The sequence below is a fragment of the Pantoea sp. Mb-10 genome (genome assembly GCF_021272205.1).
In the GTDB taxonomy this organism is placed as follows: domain Bacteria; phylum Pseudomonadota; class Gammaproteobacteria; order Enterobacterales; family Enterobacteriaceae; genus Pantoea.
Map to the genome: position 1 here is coordinate 288,345 of NZ_JAJSDX010000005.1, position 22,432 is coordinate 310,776.

Below are 22,432 nucleotides of genomic sequence, written 5' to 3' on the forward strand. Positions count from 1 at the left end.
TGTGGGAGCATGGCGTTGAATCAGGCCACCGCGCGTTGGCGCAGGGCGGTTTTTTCGGCGTCGCTCAGGAAGGCGATAGTCAGACCATTTTCCTGCGCCTGACGCACCTCTGCGGCGCTCAGACCCGCCTCAACGGCGGCGACGGTATATTCGTGCGCCAGCTCAATGCCCTGAACCGCCGGATCGTCGGTGTTCAGGGTGGCGAGGATGCCATGCTGCAAGAACGCCTTCAGCGGGTGCTTGGTCAGCGCGGAGACGGTGCTGGTTTGCACATTAGAGGTCAGACAGGACTCAATGCCGATGCGCTGTTCGGCAAGGAAATCCATCAGCGCACGATCTTCAATGGCTTTCACACCATGGCCGATACGTTCAGCGCCCAATTCGCGAATGGCTTGCCAGATACTCTCCGGCCCGGCGGCTTCGCCCGCGTGAACGGTGACGCGGAAACCGGCATCGCGCGCGCGGTTGAAATGGCTCAGGAATTCACTGCCGGGGAAGCCCAGCTCGTCGCCGGCCAAATCCACGGCGGTGATGGCATCGCGGTGCGCCAGCAAGCCTTCCAGCTCGCGCAGGCACGCCTCTTCACCGAAGGTGCGGCTCATGATCCCAATCAGGTTCACCTGCACCCCGTACTGGCGCACGCCGGCGCGCACGCCATCGATCACCGCTTCCACCACACCGGCAATCGGCAACTGATGCGTCATTGCCATGTAACCCGGTGAAAAGCGCAGTTCGGCATAGTGAATGCCCGCGCGTGCGGCATCTTCGACGTTCTCCAGCGCAACGCGGCGGCAGGCGTCCAAATCGCCCAGCACCTTCACGCCCCAGTCAAGCTTCTGCAAAAAGCTCACCAGATCCGGCTCATTACTGGTGACCTGCACGTGCGGACGCAGCGTTTCAAGCGACGTAGCGGGCAACGTGAGGTTGAACTGGCGGCCTAAATCCAGAATAGTTTGGGCGCGGATGTTGCCATCAAGGTGGCGATGGATATCGGTCAAAGGAAGTTTAGGATCAATCATGTCGCTTCAGCTTGATTAGGATGAAAGCTGACTATTTAAGGACATCTTGCGCAACTGCGCCAGCAATTTGCGCAAACGCGGTGGCAGGTGATGGGTTTCTATACAGTCTGGCGAAGAGAACGCGCAGCGTTCAAGGCAAAAAAAACCCTCGCCGAGGCGAGGGTGGGAAGCATGCCGTTTACATCATGAGGTATTACTGCGGCATACCTTCGCTGGTCGGCGCGCCCAGCATATAGCGCGACAGGAACTGCTCCAGTGACATTTTATCGCCGTTCATGCTGACCTGACCATTGTTGTACTGCAACTGGGTGAGGATGTTGTCATCCTGCTGTTGCGTCAGGCGGAACATTTGGCCCATCGCCGCCAGGCCTTTCACCTGCTGGTCAGCCAGCTTCTGCGCATCGTCGCCCTGATAACCTTCTGCCAGACCCACGTGGCGCATGGTTTCCGTTGCCATTGGCATATTAATCACCAGCTTGCCGTCCAGGGTTTTGAGCACGCGATCGACCGCCGCACCCAGCGTTTGTGGTTCACCTGTCACCGTAGCCGGATCGTTAAAGCCCACGTTGAGCGTAAAGGTGCTTTCGCCCTTGCTGTTTTTCCAGCTCAGCGGGGCGACGCTCACGGTGGGCGCGCCTTTCAGCAAGGTGGGCAGGTTATTACGCAGAATCGTTTGTACGCCGGCCTGATAACGCACCGGATCGTCGGCCACACCGGGCTGGTTCAGCAGATCCTGCATCTGTGCTTGATAACTATCCGAGAAGGTTTTTACCGCCTGCGCATCGAAATTGGCAAATTTCATCGCCAGCTTCGCTGAGCCAAAAGGCTGCTTCTGTAAGGTGACGCTGTCACTGTCCATGTTCAGCTGGCCGCCGATTTTGCCGTCTTTATTGTCAAAAGAGGACGCAATGTTAAGTTTTTCCAGCGACATGCCTTCCTGACCATTAATGCTGGCATTGATTTTATCCAGCTTAATGTCCTGATCGCCTACGCGCACGCCCTCTGGGCTGAGGTGGGTGTTACCTTTCAGCGTCAGGCCGTTTAGCGTAAACAGCACCGGCTGCGCGACCTGATTTTTGCTGGTCACCGCAAGGCTGGAAAAGTCACCGTTGAGGCTCACTTTATCGCCTTTGCTGTCGGCGCTGACCTCCAGCGTGCCGCCGTTAGTGGCTAAACGATCGCCGGTTTGCACGTTGCTGTAGTCCACCGGCAGCAGCTGCAGCACCGTGTCGGTATCGCCGCCGTAGCCCACGCGAGTATCGGCCATCACCAGCGATTTACCTTGCGTCAGCTCAAACAGCTTTTTCACCGCATCGGTGTTTTCCAGCTCGCTGTGCACCGAAGCCATGGACGGCAGCAGGTTGCCGCGCTTGAGCTGCGCGAACGGGAACGGACCGTGATCGATGGTCTCGTTCAGCACCAGCGTCTGACCCGGTTTGAGAATTGGATTGTCTACGGTTTGCGAGCTGGCCTGCACCACCAGTTTGGTCTTACTGGTGAACACACCGCGCTGATAATCCTGGAAACTCAGCGTCAGGCGGCTGTTGGGCGCGTAGGCATTGAGCTGCGCATTGGCGTTTTGCAGCATCTGGTCACGGTGGCTTTCTAACTGTTTGCCGGTAAACCATGCGGCACCTGTCCAGATCACACCGAGCGCTACAATGACACCTACGGCAACCTTGGTTTTTTTCATCGCTGAGTCGTCCTTATCCTTGCGTGCGCACACCGATCTGCGGGTGCGACGAGTGAAGAAAAAACGCCCGTAGGCGTTTGAATTAATAGAGTGAAAGGATAGCAGTTCTTACCGGAGCCGTCAGCCGCTCAGTGCAGGTCGTTAAACGCGCGCGCCAGCCGCCCACGTCCTGTGACCTGTATCGGCGCGTCACAGGCGGGCACAAAACAGGACTCACCGGGCCGAAGCGTCAGGCGTTCATCGGCGCGCGTCAGCGTGGCCTCCCCCTCAATGCAAAACAGCACGGCGGCACTTGGCTGATTCAGCGTGTGCTCAGTGGCACTGAGCGTGTGTACGGCAAAGGAAAAATCGTCCACCGGCACGGGAAACCGCTGCGTATCATCCGTGCTAAGCGGCTCAAGGCGCAAACCGTCGGCAGGTTTGGCATGAAAGGCGAGATTCGCCAACAGTTCAGGCACATCCATAAATTTGGGCGTCAGGCCGGCGCGCAGCACATTGTCCGAGTTGGCCATGATCTCCAGCGCCACGCCGTGGAGATACGCATGGGGCGTTTCAGCATCAAGGAACATCGCTTCACCGGGCTGCAGCGTGACCACATTGAGTAACAGCGGCGAAAACAGTCCGCTATCGTCGGGATAAACGTCGGCGATGGCGTTCAGCGTTTGCCACGGCTCGCCTTCCTGCGTCTGACGCGCGGCGTGCAGGATCGCCAGCGCGCGCGATTTTTCGCTGCCGTGCAGCGCGAGCAGGGTGGAGAACAGCGTGGCCAAATTGGCGTCGTCGGGTGTTTCCAGAAAGCGCGCAATGTGCGGATGCGCGCCTGAAATCGTGGCCAGCAGCGCCACCATCTCATGACGCTCGCGGAAGCCGTTCATCGCCTGAAACGGCGTGAGGGCGTAAACCAGCTCGGGCTTGTGATTGGCGTCTTTGTAGTTTCGCTCTGGCGCATCCAGCGGAATGCCTGCGGCGTTTTCGCGCGCAAAACCGGCTTCCGCTGCGGCTTTCGCGGGATGCACCTGGATGGAGAGTGGCTGCGCGGCGCTAAGGACTTTAAACAGAAACGGTAACTCGCCAAAGCGCGCGGCAACGGCCTCACCCAGCATACGGATGGGCTGTTCATCGATCACCTCGCGCAGCGTGCGCTGCTCACCGCCTAGGGTGATGGTGGACGAGCTTCTGGGGTGGGCGCCCATCCACATTTCTGCGATCGGTAATGCCGCTGGATTAGGGATACCAAAACGTTCGCTAAGCGCTGTTTTGCTGCCCCAGGCATAGTGTTGCAGCGAATTATTCATCTTAAACATGATCTAACCCTCGCTAACCGTGCGTATTCAGGTGCTGTAAAGCTGACCTGCCGTCCAGAGTATACGAGCATGTGCAAGAAACGCGAACGGCTCCCATACTGGTTACTTCGCATGTGTGACAATCTCGTCGCCAGCGCGTGGTGAGTCACAACGCTGGCGACCATTTATGTTCTGCGCAAAGGAGAAGACGACATGGCAGCCAACCGCATTGAAAAAGACTCAATGGGACCCATCGATGTGCCCGCCGATAAGCTATGGGGGGCGCAAACGCAGCGCTCGCTTGAGCATTTCCGCATTTCAACCGAAAAAATGCCGGTGGCGCTGGTGCATGCGCTAGCGCTGACCAAACGTGCGGCGGCGCAGGTGAATCGCGATCTCGGCTTGTTGCCCGCCGACCGCGCTGACGCGATTGTGCAAGCAGCGGACGAAGTGCTCGCAGATCGGCACAGCGATCAATTTCCGCTGGCGATTTGGCAGACCGGGTCAGGTACGCAGACCAACATGAACATGAACGAAGTGCTGGCCAATCGCGCCAGCGAAATCCTCGGCGGTGAGCGCGGTATGTCGCGTCTGGTGCACCCCAATGATGATGTCAATAAAAGCCAGAGCTCAAATGATGTCTTTCCAACGGCAATGCACGTTGCGGCCGTGATTGCCTTGCGCGAGCAGCTCATTCCGCAGATCACGGTGCTAAAAAAGACCCTGAGCGATAAAGCGGAGGCGTTCAAGGACATCGTTAAGATTGGACGAACCCACCTGCAGGATGCGACGCCACTGACGCTGGGGCAGGAGATTTCCGGTTGGGTGGCGATGCTGGAGCACAATCTGCGGCACATTGAAAACGCTGTTCCGCACGTGACTGAACTGGCGCTGGGCGGCACGGCGGTGGGCACCGGTCTGAACACCCATCCCGAATACGCCGTTCGCGTGGCCCAGGCGCTGGCCGAGCTTACGCAGCAGCCGTTTGTGACGGCACCGAACAAGTTTGAAGCGCTCGCCACTTGCGACGCGCTGGTGCACGCGCACGGCGCGCTGAAAGGGCTGGCGGCGTCGCTGATGAAAATTGCCAACGACGTGCGCTGGCTGGCATCCGGTCCGCGCTGCGGCATTGGCGAGATCGCCATTCCTGAAAATGAGCCAGGCAGTTCAATCATGCCGGGTAAAGTGAATCCCACGCAGTGCGAAGCGCTGACGATGTTGTGCTGTCAGGTGATGGGCAATGATGTGGCGGTGAACATGGGCGGCGCATCCGGTAACTTCGAGCTGAATGTGTTCCGCCCAATGGTGATCCACAATGTTCTGCAATCCATTCGTCTGTTAGCGGACGGCATGGACAGCTTCAACCATCATTGTGCCGTTGGGATTGAGCCCAACCGCGCGCGCATCGATCAGCTGCTCAATGAATCGCTGATGCTGGTAACGGCCCTCAACACGCACATTGGCTATGACAAAGCGGCTGAAATCGCCAAAAAAGCACATAAGGAAGGGCTGACGCTGAAAGCGGCTGCGCTGAAATTGGGTTACCTGACGGACGCAGAGTTTGATGAGTGGGTGCGCCCGGAAGAGATGGTGGGCAGTATGAAGTCGTAAGCGATGGCGGGCGGGCAATTGCCGCCCGTCCCTTACAGTTTATCGCTCCACAGGTGCAGGCGCGGGATCACCAAATGCAGCGGCTGCGCCTGTGGTTTGTAGCGGTGCGTGACGTTCTCCGCATCGTAGTTCAGCAGTTCACCGAGCACCGGCACTTGCGTTTTGTCGCGGCACAGCACTAACAGGGGAGAAGGGCAGGCGAGCTGCACCTGTTTTTTCTCGCTGGCGCGCCACACGCGCGCAATGGGCTGCACTTTTACCGGCCGCTTGATCTTGAGTTTCGCATCCGGCGGAAGCGACAGAATGGCTTCGCGCTCCTGCTGCACTTTTTCCGCCCACTGTTCGCGCGTCCACGGTGCTTGGGCGCGATTGGCCTTGAGGCTGCGATCCAGCTGTTCCACCACCGCGTCACGGGTCAAATTCTTGATGATATTCTTGTTGGCCCAGCCAAAGCGCAGGCTATCGGGCGCGTTAAGCAGCGGGATGGTGCGGTACGCGTTGAGGGTAATCAATCCGCGCAGATGCTGGTGCACAAACTCAAAACGCGCTTCACTCGGCAGGCCGGACTCCACGGTAATCAACTGCTCGAGGCGCTGCTTGAGCTGGTTAATCGTGCCTACCTGCTGGGAAATCTGCTCGGCAGCCGACTCATCGGCCTCAATGCAAATTGCCCCAGGCAGGCGTACCGCCGCTTTGGTGCTGATTTTTTCCGACTGATGCTGCATAAACAGTCGGCAGTAATGCGCCAGCGCCATGTCGCGCGCTTTCTGGCCAAGGTGCTGCGTCACCGCGATGTGCGTGACCTCATCATTTTCGTGGCCTTTTTCAATTTCCGGCAGGCTAAACACACGGGCAATCAGCAGCGGCTGTTGCTCAACCTGCGCGCGCAGCTGGCCTAACTCCCGCTCCAGCGCGTTCGCGCAGGCATGTAAATCGGCAACCAAATCATAACGCATCACCCATCCTCCTGATAGTTACAACATACCAATGCATTTTATTCTAACGGGTGCCATTGTGCCAGCATGGTGTACAAAATAGGTTCAAACAGCAGCGGGCGCTTTTTTCCTGCGACAGGCCCGTGCTATAAGGCTGTTTTGTCTGTTAATGGAAATTTGCTGTGACGTATCACATAAAACCTTCGCCTGCGGCAGTGGTCGCGCTCGGTCTGGTACAAATTCTGTCCTGGGGCGGATCGTTCTATTTGATGGCGGTGATGGCCGCGCCCATTGTGGCGGAAACAGGCTGGTCGCAGCAGTGGGTTTATGGCGCGCTGTCGCTGGGGATACTGGTCTCGGGCTTACTGGCACCCTGGTGTGGACGCGTGATCTCCCGGCGTCACGGGCGGACTTTACTGGCCGCAAGCGGGGGAGTGATGGCGCTGGGGTTGACGATCATGGCATTGAGCCACCATTTGGCGCTGTTCCTGTTGGCGTGGGGCATTCTCGGCGTGGGTATGGCGATGGGGTTGTATGATGCGCTGTTCGCCACCCTGGGCACGGTGTACGGCATACAGGCGCGCGGCGCCATCACCGGCATTACGTTGATTTCGGGCTTCTGTACCTCGCTGGTATGGCCTGGCACCGCGCTACTTATTCACATGTTGGGGTGGCGCGATGCCTGCCTGGCCATTGCCGCGCTGCTGTGCCTCGCGGTGTTGCCGACCTATTGGTTCGCACTGCCAAACCGATCCACACTTGCAGTGCCGGAGAACGTCAGTAAAACCTCCGCGAAGCACGACCTCGCACCCGTGCTCTTCTGGCTGCTGTGCGCCATTTTCACGCTGGCCTCGGTAATCATGACGGCGGTATCCGTTCAGCTGATCGCATTGTTGCAGGCGAGCGGGCATACCCTTGCCTCTGCGCTGGCAATCAGCGCTATTCTCGGGCCTTGTCAGGTAGGATCGCGACTGATTGATATGGCGTTTCGCCGTAGTCACCCGATCCGTACCACTTGGTTTTCGGTTGGGTTCGTTGCGCTGGGATTGCTTTTGCTGGCCTGTTATCCAGCCCTGGCGGTGTTCAGTATGGTGCTTTACGGTGCCGGGAATGGTCTGCGCGCGATCGTGCGTGGCACCTTGCCGCTGGTGATGGTCAAACCTGAAGCCTACGCGGTTGTGGTGGGGCGCATGGCGCGTCCGGCACTGCTGGGCCAGGCGCTGACGCCGCTGGTGGGCGGATACGTGTTTCAACAACTCGGGGCGCAGGCCACGCTGTGGTTACTGTGCGGATTAGCGCTCATTAACCTGCTACTCGTGGCGGCGTTACAGCAAAAGCTCACGGCATCCGCAGCAAACGCGGTAAACTAAGCAGCCTGTGCGCTTCTGGCTTAGATAATGATGAATACGTGCCCTGTGAACCCGTCTCGGCTTCTAAAAAGCAACAGTGTTTGTTATATTTATTGCTCATTGATTACTCACTGCCGCGGCATAAAAACAACAAGATAGGTCGCAACTCAGGATAAAGAAATGCTTGATTACCGCTTCCCGACAGCTTTGCAGATGGTTTTGAGCGTAGCGATGGCGGAGCAACTGGGTAAACGCTCGACCAGCGCTATTTTGGCCTACGGTCTTGAAGCGAACCCCAGCTTCATTCGAAAGTTGATGGTTCCGCTGACACGAGATGGCATTATCGTCTCGACGCTCGGTCGCACCGGTTCGATTCATTTGGGCCGTCCGGCCGCTGACATCACGCTGCGTGACATCTACACTTCCGTGATTGAAGACAAAAAGCTCTGGGCATCACGCCCCGATGTCGCTCCGCGCTGCATCGTGAGCGCCAACCTATGCTGGTATTTTAAATCCATTGCCGCCGAGGCCGAAGAGGCGTCGTTGAAAGTGCTGGAGACCCGCACCGTGGCCGACGCGCTGGCCGAGCTGAAAAAGCGTGACACCAGTAACTGCGAGCCGCTGCCGGTGCCGGAACACGAGGTGTCGGCGAAAAAGCCTCTTTAATGCACATCCAAACGAATCGGGCCGTCATCGCGACGGCCTTTTTGTTTATCACGCCCAAGCAAAGCCCGCTTAACAGGGTTTATCGCGTTTAGGGCAGCGGGGAAGGCGGATAAAACTGATACGAACCGTCTCGCCGCGCCTTGGCGGCATACATGGCCAAATCTGCTTTCTCAAACAGCGCGTTGGCCGATACCGTACCGGAACGGGCTAAGCTAATGCCAATGGCTGCCCCAATCCAGATCGCGCGGCCGTTAAGGGTAAACGGCGCCTTCAGGCTGTCGAGCAAATGCTCGGCGATGGCGGCAGCGGCGTGGCGCGTGGTGCACCTGGCAGCGACCACAAACTCATCTCCTCCCAAGCGTGCCAGCCCGTCATTCGGACGGATGCGGCTCTGTAGTCGTTTGCTGACCTGCTGCAACAGCGCATCGCCAGAGGCGTGGCCCATCGAATCATTAACGGCTTTGAAACCGTTGAGATCGATAAACAGCACGGCGGTGTAGGCCGGATCGTTCTCTTGCGCCAGCAGCGCGTCAACCTGTTCGATAATCCACGCGCGGTTGTGCAGGCCGGTTAGCGCATCCCGCGTGGCCAATTTTTCCAGCTGGCGGATGCGCGCTTTTTCCCGACTAATATCACGAGAGACCAGCACCGCACCGATGTTCTTCCCGGTTGAGGGATCGCTCACGCCGCAGGCCTTGGTGCCCAGCGACAAATAGTGCCCGTCGCGGTGCTGCTTACGCACCTCAATCACATCCGGCTGCACGCCACCGTTGAAAATATGCTGTAAGGCCGCGCTCGCCGCAGCGCGATCGTCAGGGTGTAAAAAATTCACTACCGGCTGCCCGATCATCTCATCAGCAGGCCAGCCAATCATTTCGCTATAAGAAGGGGAGATCGAGACGTAGCGGCCATTGGCGTCACAGTGGGCAATCAAGTCAGTGCTGTTTTCAATCAGCAGGCGATACTCCATTGCCGTGCGCAGCGCGTCCTCCAGCGCTTTGCGCTGTCCGGTAATGTCCAGCACAAAGCCGCTGTACTGCGACGGCGAGGTGTCAGAAACGCTCGCTGGCAAGCCGGATACAATCACATGCCGCAGCGTGCCGTCCAGACACTGAATGGGCACTTCAATATGAAAAGGCGCCAGCCCCTCCAGCGCCGCGGTGAGTTGCAGCGCAACGCCGGCATCGTCATCCGCCTGCGCGATGCGCAGCCATTCCGCCAGCGTCACCCCGTTCAGGGCAGGCATCAACCCGGCGGGGCTTTCCCGGCTGGCGATGCAAATTCCCTGCGCGTCAGTCGACCAAACGGCAGAAAGGCCAGGTGTGCTCACGGTGTTCATGGTAGTCGGCTCCGTTATTGACTCAGGGGATGCACTGGCCTTGCTCGCGCCTTACAGGCTCCACGATCGCGGCAAACCGCGTACCCGCATGTGGAGAGCCAGAAACGCGGTCTGCGGCACAACGTCATGCAGACAGGACGTGAATGCGCGAAGCCATCGAGCCAGGTTAAGTGTATCCGTCTCTGTTTATCGGTAACCCGTTCCACAATCTTTAATTCACCGGTAGGGCATCATGACGCGGGTAAAGCAGATCGGTGTCGCCCACGCCACGTGCTTGCGGTGCTGCCGGCGAAGTGCGACCACGCAACCGCCGTAACGGAGGCGGTGAAGCGGTTTACGCTATTCTTTCCAATGCGTTATAGGAGAGCTAACGTTTGGTAAACCTTGTCATCGGCGTTTTTTAGCGTATCAGACGGTGAGAGCGCGAAATGTTTCATACACTTATGGGCGTTATGTACTGCTCACAGATAACCCAAACGATAAGGTTACTGGTTGGTTTGATCATTGAACAACGTTGCGTTGTTTGCGGATTAAAAAGGGGAAATGATGCCGTTTATCTTGGGTGAGTTATCAGGTATGCCCTCTTGGGTGCCTGCTGTGTTACTCGTCACACTGTCGCTGATTGTGGGTTTTTTGGCCCGCTTCATTCTGCTTGGCTTTATTCGCTACTGGCAAAAGCGTGATAGGAAACTGTTTAAATCGTTGGAAAAGCACCTGCGCGGATCGCTGTTTCTGTTTATTCCCTTAATATTGATTAATGTGGGAATGAATTACATTAATGTCGCGCCAGCGTCACAAAACTTCCTCTCCACGCTGCTCAACATTTTTATTATTTTGTCGCTGTGTTCGGTATTGATAAAGCTCACCAACGTTGCGCAGGATATGCTGTTTTTACGCTATGACATTAATCTCTCGAATAACCTGCGCGCCAGAAAAATCCGCACGCAGTTAATGTATGTCAAAAAAATCGTTATCGTCCTGCTGGTCTCGTTCTGCGTCACCTTGATTTTACTCAGTATTCCTGGCGTGCGTAAATTTGGCACCACCATTCTGGCGGGCGCTGGCGTGGCCGGGATCATTATTGGCTTTGCCCTGCAAAAATCGCTGGTCAATCTGTTTGCCGGTATTCAAATCGCCTTTACGCAGCCGATTAAAATTGATGACGCCGTGGTGGTGGAAAAAGAGTGGGGCTGGATTGAAGAGATCAATTTGACGTATGTGGTGGTGCGCATTTGGGATTTGCGGCGGCTGGTGTTGCCTATTACCTATTTCACTGAGAATGCTTTTCAAAACTGGACGCGTAATAATGCGCAGATATTAGGCTCGGTCTTTCTGTATGTGGATTATTCCATGCCGCTGGATGTGCTGCGCGCGCACTTTGAAAAAGTGCTCAGTGAAACCAAACTGTGGGATCGTGAAACTCAAGTGCTGCAGGTTACCGACACCAGTGAAAAAACCATGACCATTCGCTTACTTATGACGGCGCAAAATTCGCCCACGGCCTGGGATTTACGCTGCCACGTGCGCGAACAGATGATTGCGTTTATTCAGCAGCACTATCCGCAGAGTTTGCCGCACGTGCGAGCGACCTTGACCGATTCCGCCGCGCCTTAATACCACAAAGGGGTGCTGCGCAAGGACGCGCCGTTGCGTGCCTTATTTGCCCAAAGAGAGGAGGAACGTGGATGAAAGCAGTGAGGTCTGCGCGGCTGGATTATCGGCCGCTTGAGGCCCGCGATTGGCCTTTTTTTCTGGCGCTGCAGCAGGATCCCCGCGTAATGCATTTCATCAGCGCGCTGCGCGCGGAGGACGTCATCAGGCAGCAGACGTTCGAGCCGCGTTTGCCGCCGTGGGAGAAGGGCTGCGCGCACTGGCTATGTCTGGTCATACATCCAAGAGGCCGCGATGTGCCGATGGGGCTAACCGGTTTCATTGACCGCGGCGACGGTATTGCCGAGGTGGGATTTCTGCTGGCGCCAGCGTATCAGGGCAGGGGAGTTGGCAGTGAATCCCTGCGGGATATCGTTCGCTATGCCTTTGAGGTTCAGGGTTTTCGCAAATTGACCGCCACGGTCACGGCGGGCAACCACGCGTCACGCCGCACCTTATTGAACGCGGGCTTTCAGCAGGAAGGGACACTGCGGCAAAACTATTTCCTGCACGATCGCTGGCACGATGACTGGATTTTTGGTCTGTTGAACCCTACGTTTAGCTGAGCTAAAACCCTCGCTAATTCATATACACACCTTTATCACATTAACCTCGCTCACCGCGCAGCGTTGCGTGCCGCCGCAGCGCACCAGATTATTCTTAATATCGCGACCCCCAGCAGCGTAAAATACGCGGTCGCGCTTAATGATTCCTCTTCTATTTCAATGCCTTAAAAAATCACACCACGATACCCCTGCTCACCGTAAGCCATCAGCAACGCTTATGGGTTGACGAAAATAGTGGATCAAGTAATGATAATGATTATCATTGGTAATCTCATTAGCATCGCTGCGCGTGACCGTTGTGCCGGACGCCGCGCGCAGCGTTGAACTCGCGCATTTGGTCCGGTTAAGGGCGTGAGCGCGAGGAAGACCCGCTGCCCCCTCAGCAGGCAGGAATTTAAGAACTAACGGAAAGGAATAAAAATGGTTACACGTTCATCTGCTCAATCCGCGTCAGCGTTTTCTGACGATGCGGACAAAACTGCCGCCCCAGCCTGGTTTTTTAATGACGAACAGCTGGGCGCGTGGGACAACCAGACGCAGGCGGTGCTGGCCATGCTCACGCAGACAGTGCAGGGCGTCGAAAAACCCTTTAGCGGCATCCTGCCCGCTGAACTGGCAACGCAGTTTAAAACCGTGGACCTTGAACGTCCCTTGGGTAATCAGACAGACGCGTTAAACGAGCTGCATCAGCTGTATTTACGCGATGCCGTCTGGTTCCATCATCCCAAATACCTTGCCCATCTCAACTGCCCGGTGGTGCTGCCCTCGCTGATGGCTGAGCAGATCATGGCGGCGGTTAACAGCTCGGTTGATACGTGGGACCAGAGTGCCGGGGGAACGTTAATTGAGCAGAAAGTCATCGACTGGACGCTGGAACGCATCGGGCTACCGCAAACGGCAGACGGTATCTTCACCAGCGGAGGCACGCAGTCCAATTTGATGGCGATGCTGCTGGCGCGCGACAGCTGGTGCGAGGCGCATCACGGCGGTCACCTGATTAAACAGCACGGTTTTCCCCGTGACGCCAGCAAATGGCGCGTGTTTACCTCCAAGTTAAGTCATTTCAGTATTCAAAAATCCATGGCCATTCTTGGACTGGGTTATGACGCCGTGGTCGCCGTGGACCATGACGAACACTACCGCATGGACGTCACTGCGCTGGCGCGCGAGATGCAGCGCTGTCGTGAAGAGGGGCTCTGCCCGATCGCGGTGGTGGTGACCGGCGGCACGACGGACTTTGGCAGTATCGATCCGCTGGACGCCATCGCCGATCTCTGCGAGCGCAATGGGGTATGGATGCACGTTGACGCGGCTTACGGCTGCGGACTGCTGGTTTCCCAGCAGCATCGTCAGCGCCTGCACGGTATTGAGCGCGCCGATTCGGTCACCGTGGATTATCACAAATCCTTCTTCCAGTCCGTCAGCTGCGGCGCCTTCTTTGTACGTAACAAAACGCACCTTAAGTACGTCACCCACCATGCTGATTACCTCAACCCGCTCAGTGCGCAGCAGGAAGGTACACCTAATCTGGTGAATAAAAGTATTCAGACCACGCGGCGCTTCGATGCGCTGAAAATGTGGCTGTCGCTGCGCATTATGGGACCTGCCGCGCTGGGCGAAGCGTTTGACGCGGTACTGGCCCTGGCGAAGGTGGCGCACCAGCGTTTGAGCGACCATCCGGCCATTGAGGTACTGCACGCCCCGGAGCTGAGTACCCAAGTCTTTCGCTTTGTCCCACAAAAAGCGTGTAGCGAGAGCCGTATCGATGAGATCAACGCGGCGATCCGCAAATCCTTGTCGCGCTCTGGCAATGCCATTGTGGCGGGCACGCGCGTGGCAGGACGGCAGTATCTGAAATTCACGCTGCTCAATCCCGCAACCACCGCCGCCGATCTCGACGACGTTATCCAGCTTATTGTGCACTACGGACGCGAGCATACGCGCGCGTTCACCCTGAGTGCGGTTACGCAGTGAGGCACCACAATGAATGACACAATCTACGATTTTATTGGTATTGGCATTGGTCCGTTCAATCTTGGCCTGGCCTGCCTGAGTGAACCGATTGAGGGGCTTAACGCCATCTTCCTCGACCAGAATCCCGGCTTTGACTGGCACACCGGCATGATGCTGGAAAATGCGCATCTGCAAACGCCGTTTATGGCGGATCTGGTGACGCTCGCCGATCCCACCAGCCCCTACAGTTTGCTCAATTACATGAAAGAGAAGGGCAAGATCTATTCGTTTTATATCCGCGAAGATTTTTTCCTGATGCGCAAAGAGTATAACCAGTACTGTCAGTGGGCCTGTTCGCTTCTGAGTAATCTGCGCTGGAACAGCCGCGTCGCTGACGTCACCTACGATGCGCAGCAGGGCATTTACCGCGTGCGCACCACGGATACGCAGAATGGGCAAAGCCAAACCTGGCGGGCGCGCCATCTGGTGTTAGGTACTGGCCCCACGGAATGGGTGCCGGAATGCGCGCAACCGTACCGCAAGCGCTTCTGCCACTCCAGCCAGTACCTCGCCAACAAAGCGGCCTTGCAGCAGAAACGCGCCATTACCGTGCTCGGCAGCGGTCAGAGCGCGGCCGAGATCTATTACGATCTGCTGACGGATATTGATAAGTTTGGCTACCAGCTTAACTGGATCACCCGCGCGCCACGCTTCTACCCGCTGGAATATACCAAGCTGACGCTGGAGATGACCTCGCCGGAGTGGGTGGATTATTTTCACGGCCTGCCGCCCGCAAAACGCGATCGGCTCAACGCGCAGCATAAAAACCTTTATAAGGGCATTAATAGTACGCTGATCAACGACATTTACGACCTGCTTTACGTCAAGCAGCTCGATGGCGAGTTAGACGTCAACCTGCATACCCACGCCGCCTTGACCGAGATGCGCTGGCTGCCTGAAGGGCAATTCGAGCTGTCGCTTTATCATCAGGAGCAGGAGCGGGCCTTTACCCATCACACGGAAGGGCTGGTCATGGCGACAGGCTATCATTACCGTCCGCCAATGTTCCTGGAGGGCATCAGCGCGCGCCTGCGCTGGGATGAGCAGGGCCGGTACGACGTACAGCGCAACTACAGCATCGACCACCACAACCAAATCTTTGTACAGAACGCCGAATTACATACCCACGGCTTCGTCACGCCCGATTTAGGCATGGCCTGTTACCGCAACGCGGTGATTCTGCGTGCGCTCACCGGCCGCGAGGTCTATCCCATTGAGACGCAGATTGCTTTTCAAACATTTCCGGCCCCCACGGAGCATTGCCATGACCGCACAACCGCTTTTTAACGCCGAGCGTCCTGCCGGACGCTTTACCCTGCGGGCGTGGCAAGAGACCGACGCTGCGTTAATTCACCGCTGGGTCACGCGCGACTATGCCCGGTTTTGGGGCATGCAGAACGACAGCGTTGAGCAGGTAGCGCACTTCTACCGCACGCTCACGACGTCCAATCCGCATGCAGCGCTGATCGGCTGCTGCGATGACATCCCGGTTTTTCTGATCGAGTGTTACCGCGCACAAGAGGATCAGGTCGGGCGACATTATCCGGCCGCGCCGGACGATTATGGTTTGCATATCCTTATCGCGCCGGCCACGCACCCCGTGAAGCAGTTCAGCTGGCAGGTGTTCACCGTTGCCATGGACTATCTCTTCAGCTTGCCGCAGGTGGGGCGCGTGGTGGTGGAGCCAGATGTGCGCAATGAAAAAATTCATCGCCTGAACCGGCGCGCGGGATTCCGCTACCAGCACACTATTGATATGGAAAACAAAACCGCCTGGCTGGCGTTCTGCCAGCGGGCTGACTATGAACACGCACGACAGCAGGATCCGCTGACCATGACCCAATCATCCTCATTTCTTACCGGTGCCCATTTAGCGGGCGATAACTGGACGCAAGCAAACCGACTGCTGATCCGCAAAGCCATTGCCGAGTTCGCCCATGAAAAACTGATTTCGCCACAGGAGAGTGCCGCAGGCCAATTTGCGCTGGCGGTGCCGGGATCGGAAATCGTTTACGCCTTCCGCGCGCAGCGCCTGGCGCTGGACCACTGGGAAATTGAGGTCGACTCCCTGACCAAGGATGAGAATGGACGCCCGCTCGCGCTGGACGCGCTGCAGTTTATCGTGGAGTTTCATCCGCAGCTGGGGATTCCGGCGTCGCTGCTGGCGACCTACATGGAAGAGATCAGCAGTACGCTCTGCAGCAGCGCCTATAAGCTGTCCAAGCCTAACCAGAACGCGCAGGCGCTGGTCAATGCGGATTTCCAAACCGTGGAGGCCGCCATGACCGAGGGGCACCCTTGCTTTGTGGCGAACAACGGCCGTATCGGCTTTGATGCCGCAGACTATCTCGCCTATGCGCCGGAAGCCGCCGCCCCTGTGCAGCTGGTATGGGTGGCAGTGCATCAGCGCAACGCCCATTTCTCCAGCCTGAGCGATCTCAGCTATGAACAGCTGATGCGCGACGAACTGGGCGCGGAGACGCTGGATGCGTTTCATCAGCAGTTAACCGAGAAAGGGCTCTCTGTCAGTGACTATATTTTGATGCCCGTGCATCCCTGGCAGTGGCAGAATAAATTGCTGACGGTATTTGCGGCTGATATCGCCAACCAGAACATCGTTTATCTTGGGGTAGGCAGCGACAGCTATCAGGCACAGCAATCGATACGCACCTTCTTTAACCGCAGCCAGCCCGGCAAGCGCTATGTAAAAACCGCGCTGTCGGTACTCAACATGGGCTTTATGCGCGGCCTGTCGCCGTATTACATGGCGACCACGCCGGCGATCAACGAATGGCTGGCGCAGCGGGTGGCGGGGGATGCGTGGTTGCAGCGCTGCAATTTCCGCATTCTGCGCGAGGTGGCGGCGGTGGGCTACCACAACCGTTACTACGAACAGGCAATTACGGGCGATTCCGCCTTTAAGAAGATGTTTGCCGCACTGTGGCGCGACAATCCTGCAGCCAACCTGCAGCCGGGACAGCGGCTGATGACCATGGCGTCTTTCCTGCATGTGGATCGCCACCAGCAGGCGCTGCTGCCCGCGTTGATTGCGGCGTCTGGCCTGACGGCAGAGGCTTGGGTAGCGCGCTACCTTGAGTGCTATCTCAGCCCGCTGTTGCACTGTTTCTACCAGCATGACCTGGTGTTTATGCCGCACGGCGAAAACCTGATTATCCTGCTGGAAAACAATGTTCCGGTGAGTGCCTACATGAAAGACATCGGCGAAGAGATCGCCGTGATGGACCCGGAGGCCGTCTTGCCGGAGAAGGTGACGCGGCTGGCGGTCACGGTGCCGGACGAGCTCAAACTGCTGTCGATTTTCACCGACGTGTTCGACTGCATTTTCCGCTTCATCAGCGCGATCCTGCACCAATCAGGCGCCCTGCCGCAGGAGCAGTTCTGGCATGCCGTGGCGCAGTGCGTGAAAGCGTATCAGCAGGCACATCCGCAGTTAGCCAGCAAATTTGCGCGCTACGACCTGTTTACGCCTGCATTTACGCGCTCTTGCCTTAATCGCCTGCAGCTGGCGAACAACCAGCAAATGATCAATCTGGCCGACCCGGCGGAAAACCTGAAATTCGCCGGCACCCTGACCAACCCCCTCGCCGCGTGGCGATAATCACGCGCTATGCGTGACGTTGTCACCTTGGCTGGCGCGATCGTTTTGGCGGTCGCGCCGCTCTATTTTTTGCGCAAGGATTTTTGCAATGTCCCTTTCTTCACCGGTGATGCCACGCCGTTGGCGCCACTGTCTGTTTCCGTTTTCGCTGGTGTTGTTTGAATTTACCACCTATATCGCGCATGACATGATCCAGCCGGGTATGCTGTTAGTGACCCGCGAGTTCAACGTCGGGCCTGAGTGGGTATCCACCTCGCTCACCGCGTACCTGATGGGCGGCATGGTGCTGCAATGGTTGCTGGGGCCGCTTTCCGATCGCGTTGGCCGTAGACCCGTCATGCTGACGGGCGTCGCCTTTTTTATGCTGGTCTGCGTGGGTATGCATTGGGTGACGCGCATCGAACACTTCATACTGCTGCGTTTCTTGCAGGGCATCAGCCTGTGCTTTATTGGCGCGGTGGGTTACGCCGCCATCCAGGAGGCTTTTGATGAAGCGCGCAGTATCAAGATCATGGCGCTGATGGCCAACGTGGCGCTGCTGGCACCGCTGGCAGGGCCGCTGGCCGGCGCGCTGTTTTTGACGGTGAGCGACTGGCGCGTCATGTTCTGGCTGTTTGGCGGCTTAGCCGCGCTGGCGCTGGTGGGGCTGGGGATTGGCATGCCAGAAACCGCGGGTGACAAGACCACGTCGATCTCCCTTCCGGCACTCGGTAAAAACTACGCCCGGCTGCTACGCGATCGCCAGGTAATGCGCGGCGCGCTGGCGATCGGCTTGGTTACCGTGCCCTGTCTGGCGTGGGTAGCGCTTTCTCCGGTGATGCTGATGCAGGGTGCGGGCCTCAGCCGCCTGGATTATGCGCTGCTGCAACTACCGGTCTTTTTGGCGATGATCGCGGGGAACCTCACGCTGGGGCGTTTGGCCAGTAGGCTGCCCGTCACGCAGCCGCTGCGCATGGGCGCATGGCCGCTGATCGTTGGGCTGGGGGTGGCCGCCGCCGCAAGCGTGTTTCAGGCGCAGCCCTACCTGTGGCTGGTGGTCGGCCTAAGCCTGTATGGTTTCGGCACCGGGCTGGTCAGCGCGGGGCTGTACCGGATGACGCTGTTTTCCAGCGCGGCGGGCAAGGGCAGCGTGGCGGCCCTGGTCGGCATGGTGACTATCCTGGTGTTTGCGCTGGGCATTGAGGCGGCGAAAGCGGCGTATTTCTCTTTTTCCGCCGCAGGCTTTAGCCTGATTAACCTCGCCTGCGGCCTGCTGTGGTTGGCATTGACCGCGCGTTTTCTGCGGGAGCACCGACGCCGCCAACAGGCACTGTCTCTTGCGTGAAGCGTGCTGACATCGAATCAGCACCCTGAGGCTACGGTCTCGGGGTGCTGAGAACCCCGTTATTGATGACGCAAAGCACTGAATTACGTGGGTTTTAACAAAATCACATAATAATAAGTCGCAACTATCACAGTGATAAATGATGTGGGCGGCAAAATGGCCGATAACCTGAGCAATCTCAATACGATCGGATTGCCGCTATGTTTTCAACCCTCCTGAATTTCGCCTCTGTTTTCTTTTCCGGCCGGCATGGCTTGCGGTCTTCCGCCGCCTTTGCATCGCTGTTCCGTACCATGCCGGTGATTGCGTTTACGCCGGATGGCATTATCCAAAAAGCCAGCCCGCAATTTCTGCGCGCCATGGGGTATCGCGCCGATGAAATTATTGGCCAGCATCACCGCATGTTCTGTCCGCCCGAGCTGGTGCATTCACCGGAATATGCGCAGTTCTGGCAGCGTTTGGCGGCGGGAGAACATTTTAGCGATAAGTTTATGCGCCTGGCGAAGGGAAACCGCACCGTCTGGCTGGAGGCCAGCTATATCCCGGTGACCGATCGACGCGGCAACGTGGTGCAAATCATCAAGATAGCGGCAGATATCTCCGCGCGCATGGAGACGGCGCTGGAACAACAAGCGGTGATTACGGCGATTGGGCGCTCCATGGCGGTGATCTCCTTTAATCCTGCCGGTATTGTGCTGGATGCTAACGACAATTTCCTGCAGGTCACCGGCTACCGACGCGAAGAGGTGGTGGGGCAACATCACCGCATGTTCTGCTCCGACACTCTCTCCCGCAGTGAGGGGTACCGCCAGTTCTGGGAACGGCTCAATCAGGGCGAGTTTTTCTCCGGCCAGTTTCCAAGACGTAACCGCCGCGGCGAGCCGCTCTGGCTTCGGGCGACGTACAATCCGGTGTTTAACAGCAAAGGGGAGCTGTACAAGATCGTGAAGTTTGCCTCCGACGTCACCGAACAAGTGCTGCGTAACCAGCAGGAGAAAGAGGCCACCGTCGATGCCTGGAATATGGCGGTGCAGACGCGCGATAGCGCGCAGAACGGCAGTGCGGTGATCACCAGCAGCATCAAGATGATCGATCAAATTTCCCAGGACATGAATCTGGTTTCTGCGGATGTCACGCATCTGAATAGCCAGTCCGACAGCATTGACGGCATGGTGAGCACCATTCGCGGCTTTGCGATGCAGACGCGGTTAATCGCCCTTAACGCCGCCATTGAAGCGGCGCGCGCGGGCGCCTCCGGCCGAAGTTTTGCGGTGGTGGCTGAAGAGGTGCGCAGCCTGGCGGCCAACGTCAGCCACGCCACGGAGGAGATAGAGCGCGTGGTGTCGGCCAATCATCAGCTGGCGCGCGACGTGCTGAGCGGCATTGAAAGCACCCTGACCAACACGGTGCAGGGCGTGGCGTTTATGCGCGAAGCCGGGGAAGTCATTACCAGCATTCAGCACCACTCCGCACAGCTGGAAAACGCCGTCAGAGAGGTGGCTCGCGCCGCGGAGGCGGAATAAAGGCGCGTTGGACAAGCATAGACTGTGCAATACGCGCTCACGCTTTGCCGCGGTGCAAAGCGTGAGCGCGAAAAGATGCCGATCGTTTCGATACTGCCAATAACCCCTTCAAGGCACTCCAGCCGACGCATTTATACCTTGTGATCGTCACGGCTTTCATTAATCCGTAGCAAGCCGCTGTTACGCGGCGTAAACGGCGAGAAACCGACAGCGCAATACTCTCTGGTAACAAAAACGCAAAAAAACGCCGTCTTTAATACGGTCGCTGAACGTTTAATGCAAGGTGTTTATTGCGCCTCAGCATGACGTGAAAATCTTATCTGGCACCCTCAGTGCCTGCTTAACCAGGGCATCGTGAGGACTGGCATCGCGCGTGCTACTTGCTGCATTCATAAAAAAGACGCCGTTATTGCAACAAAATAACGCATCACGGCGTTACTGGTCAGTATAATTTTCGGGGCATCACCTCGGTAAGTATTGAAATGTTTATGACCTTAAAGATATATTAATCTGCAGCGAATAATCCCTGCCTTTTAAAGCTAGACGCTTTTTTCTTATTTATAAAAATCCACAAGGAAGTACGATGTACGATCAAGACATAAAAGAATTTGCTCAAGCACAAGAGCAAAAGCTCATCGACGCGTTGGGCAACAAGCGGGAGCACCCGGATTCATACGATGAAGTTCGCGACAGGGACAGTTATCAGCGCGATTATGCACGCATTTTGTACTCGTCTTCGTTTCGGCGGCTTCAGGGTAAAATGCAGCTCTTCGAAGTTGATCCGGAAAAATTCAACCGAAACCGCTTAACGCACAGCCTCGAAGTCGCGCAGATAGCACGCAGCATCGCCGCGGATCTGGGGCTTCAAAACCATGTTGTCGTCGAACTGGCCGCGCTGGCGCACGATATCGGTAACCCGCCTTTTGGTCATTCAGGGGAAAAATTGCTGAATGAACTCTCTTCAGACATTGGCGGTTATGAGGGGAATGCACAGGCGCTGCGTATTTTACGCAAACTGGAAAAAAAATATGCGCACTGTGCGGGGCTGGATCTGACTTATCGCAGTTTACTTGCCGTGATCAAGTACCCGCTTGAGAAAAAAGAAGGCGTGGAGAAATTTCTCTACAACGATGACTATGCGTTTTATAAGCGAGTAGTTGAAAACGGCAATTTACAGCTTGAACCCGGCGAGAAAACCATCGATGCCCAGATTATGGATCTGGCCGATGAAATCGCCTACGCCGCACACGATCTCGAAGATGCACTCAGCAGAAATATGGTGACGATCGAGGATATCGAGTACGAGTTTCGTATCTCTGAAGAGTATCAAGACGCCTTAAAAGATTTCTGCGATATCGTCAGCACCTCAAAAGAGATAGCCAGCCAAGCCATTTCGCTGAGGTCTTCAGAAGAATTTGCCATGATCTTCCGTAAAGAGCTCACCTCCACCATCGTTAATCGCCTGGTGAGGGATATTTCCGTTGTGTCGGGCGAGTCTGGATTCCAAGAGCTTGGCTTTGGGAAATTACAAAAACTCTCTGAAGGTTTGAAGAAACGTTTGTTCAAAGTGATCATGCGCAAAAGGAATATCCTCACTTACGAGTTTAAGGGCAACACGATCCTTAAGGAGTTGTATTGCTTTTATACCTCTGGCGAAAATTATAAGTTTCTGTCACCGGAGTTGAAGTTTTCATTGCCGGAGAAAGAAAGTGATGATTTCGAACCTAAAAAGCAGCGTGCCGTAGTGGATTATATCTCTGGCATGATGGATACCTTTGCGATAAAAGAGTGGGAGACCCACTGTCGTAAATAACAGAGTGTGCGAAGTATCGCGATAAATAA

The 22,432-nt window shown here is 56.7% G+C and carries 16 protein-coding genes; 11 read left to right on the top strand and 5 right to left on the bottom strand.

What is annotated here, in order from left to right; genetic code table 11:
- Positions 1–20: 20 nt before the first annotated feature.
- The 3 genes from add to manA all read right to left on the bottom strand — a co-directional run bounded on the left by add (position 21) and on the right by manA (position 4,016).
- Entirely contained in the window at positions 21–1,019 is a 999-nt protein-coding gene (add, locus tag LU196_RS12765; protein ID WP_232757469.1) for an adenosine deaminase, read from the bottom strand.
- A 193-nt stretch (positions 1,020–1,212) separates the two neighbouring features.
- Complete coding sequence (locus LU196_RS12770; protein ID WP_232757468.1) at positions 1,213–2,712, bottom strand: YdgA family protein; 1,500 nt, start codon at positions 2,710–2,712, stop codon at positions 1,213–1,215.
- A gap of 128 nt (positions 2,713–2,840) precedes the next feature.
- Positions 2,841–4,016: a mannose-6-phosphate isomerase gene (manA, locus tag LU196_RS12775; protein ID WP_232757467.1), complete on the bottom strand. Its 1,176-nt coding sequence runs from the start codon at positions 4,014–4,016 to the stop codon at positions 2,841–2,843.
- Positions 4,017–4,208: 192 nt separating this feature from the next.
- On the opposite strand from manA, the gene fumC reads away from it, so the two are divergent.
- Entirely contained in the window at positions 4,209–5,606 is a 1,398-nt protein-coding gene (gene fumC / locus LU196_RS12780; protein ID WP_232757466.1) for a class II fumarate hydratase, read from the top strand.
- A gap of 32 nt (positions 5,607–5,638) precedes the next feature.
- Here fumC and tus read toward each other — a convergent pair whose 3' ends face one another.
- Positions 5,639–6,565: a DNA replication terminus site-binding protein gene (tus, locus tag LU196_RS12785; RefSeq protein ID WP_232757465.1), complete on the bottom strand. Its 927-nt coding sequence runs from the start codon at positions 6,563–6,565 to the stop codon at positions 5,639–5,641.
- Positions 6,566–6,723: 158 nt separating this feature from the next.
- Here tus and LU196_RS12790 point away from each other — a divergent pair, with 158 nt between their 5' ends.
- Both LU196_RS12790 and LU196_RS12795 read left to right on the top strand, forming a co-directional pair.
- Positions 6,724–7,911: an MFS transporter gene (locus tag LU196_RS12790; RefSeq protein WP_232757464.1), complete on the top strand. Its 1,188-nt coding sequence runs from the start codon at positions 6,724–6,726 to the stop codon at positions 7,909–7,911.
- Between the two features lie 159 nt (positions 7,912–8,070).
- Positions 8,071–8,556, top strand: coding sequence for an Rrf2 family transcriptional regulator (locus LU196_RS12795; RefSeq protein ID WP_232757463.1), 486 nt, complete (start codon positions 8,071–8,073; stop codon positions 8,554–8,556).
- An 88-nt stretch (positions 8,557–8,644) separates the two neighbouring features.
- On the opposite strand, the gene LU196_RS12800 is transcribed toward LU196_RS12795, so the two are convergent.
- Positions 8,645–9,895 (bottom strand): sensor domain-containing diguanylate cyclase, encoded by a 1,251-nt coding sequence (locus LU196_RS12800; RefSeq protein WP_232757462.1) that lies wholly within the window; start codon positions 9,893–9,895, stop codon positions 8,645–8,647.
- 546 nt (positions 9,896–10,441) lie between these two features.
- Between LU196_RS12800 and LU196_RS12805 the strand changes: the two genes are divergently transcribed.
- From LU196_RS12805 to LU196_RS12840, 8 genes are all read left to right on the top strand, one after another.
- On the top strand, positions 10,442–11,509 hold the full coding sequence (locus LU196_RS12805) for a mechanosensitive ion channel family protein (RefSeq protein WP_232758220.1): 1,068 nt from the start codon (positions 10,442–10,444) through the stop codon (positions 11,507–11,509).
- 71 nt (positions 11,510–11,580) lie between these two features.
- Positions 11,581–12,111 (top strand): GNAT family N-acetyltransferase, encoded by a 531-nt coding sequence (locus LU196_RS12810; RefSeq protein ID WP_232757461.1) that lies wholly within the window; start codon positions 11,581–11,583, stop codon positions 12,109–12,111.
- Between the two features lie 420 nt (positions 12,112–12,531).
- Entirely contained in the window at positions 12,532–14,085 is a 1,554-nt protein-coding gene (locus LU196_RS12815) for an aspartate aminotransferase family protein (protein ID WP_232757460.1), read from the top strand.
- 9 nt (positions 14,086–14,094) lie between these two features.
- Positions 14,095–15,411 carry a lysine N(6)-hydroxylase/L-ornithine N(5)-oxygenase family protein gene (locus LU196_RS12820; protein ID WP_232757459.1) on the top strand — a complete coding sequence of 439 codons (1,317 nt, stop codon included), beginning with the start codon at positions 14,095–14,097 and terminating at the stop codon, positions 15,409–15,411.
- Positions 15,389–17,743, top strand: coding sequence for a GNAT family N-acetyltransferase (locus LU196_RS12825; protein WP_232757458.1), 2,355 nt, complete (start codon positions 15,389–15,391; stop codon positions 17,741–17,743). Before LU196_RS12820 ends, LU196_RS12825 begins: the two co-directional genes overlap by 23 nt.
- Before the next feature lie 88 nt (positions 17,744–17,831).
- Positions 17,832–19,067 carry an MFS transporter gene (locus tag LU196_RS12830; protein WP_232757457.1) on the top strand — a complete coding sequence of 412 codons (1,236 nt, stop codon included), beginning with the start codon at positions 17,832–17,834 and terminating at the stop codon, positions 19,065–19,067.
- 200 nt (positions 19,068–19,267) lie between these two features.
- Positions 19,268–20,590 (top strand): PAS domain-containing methyl-accepting chemotaxis protein, encoded by a 1,323-nt coding sequence (locus tag LU196_RS12835; protein WP_232757456.1) that lies wholly within the window; start codon positions 19,268–19,270, stop codon positions 20,588–20,590.
- 583 nt (positions 20,591–21,173) lie between these two features.
- Positions 21,174–22,403, top strand: a complete 1,230-nt coding sequence (locus LU196_RS12840; RefSeq protein ID WP_232757455.1) for a deoxyguanosinetriphosphate triphosphohydrolase family protein — start codon at positions 21,174–21,176, stop codon at positions 22,401–22,403.
- The last annotated feature ends 29 nt before the right edge of the window (positions 22,404–22,432 follow it).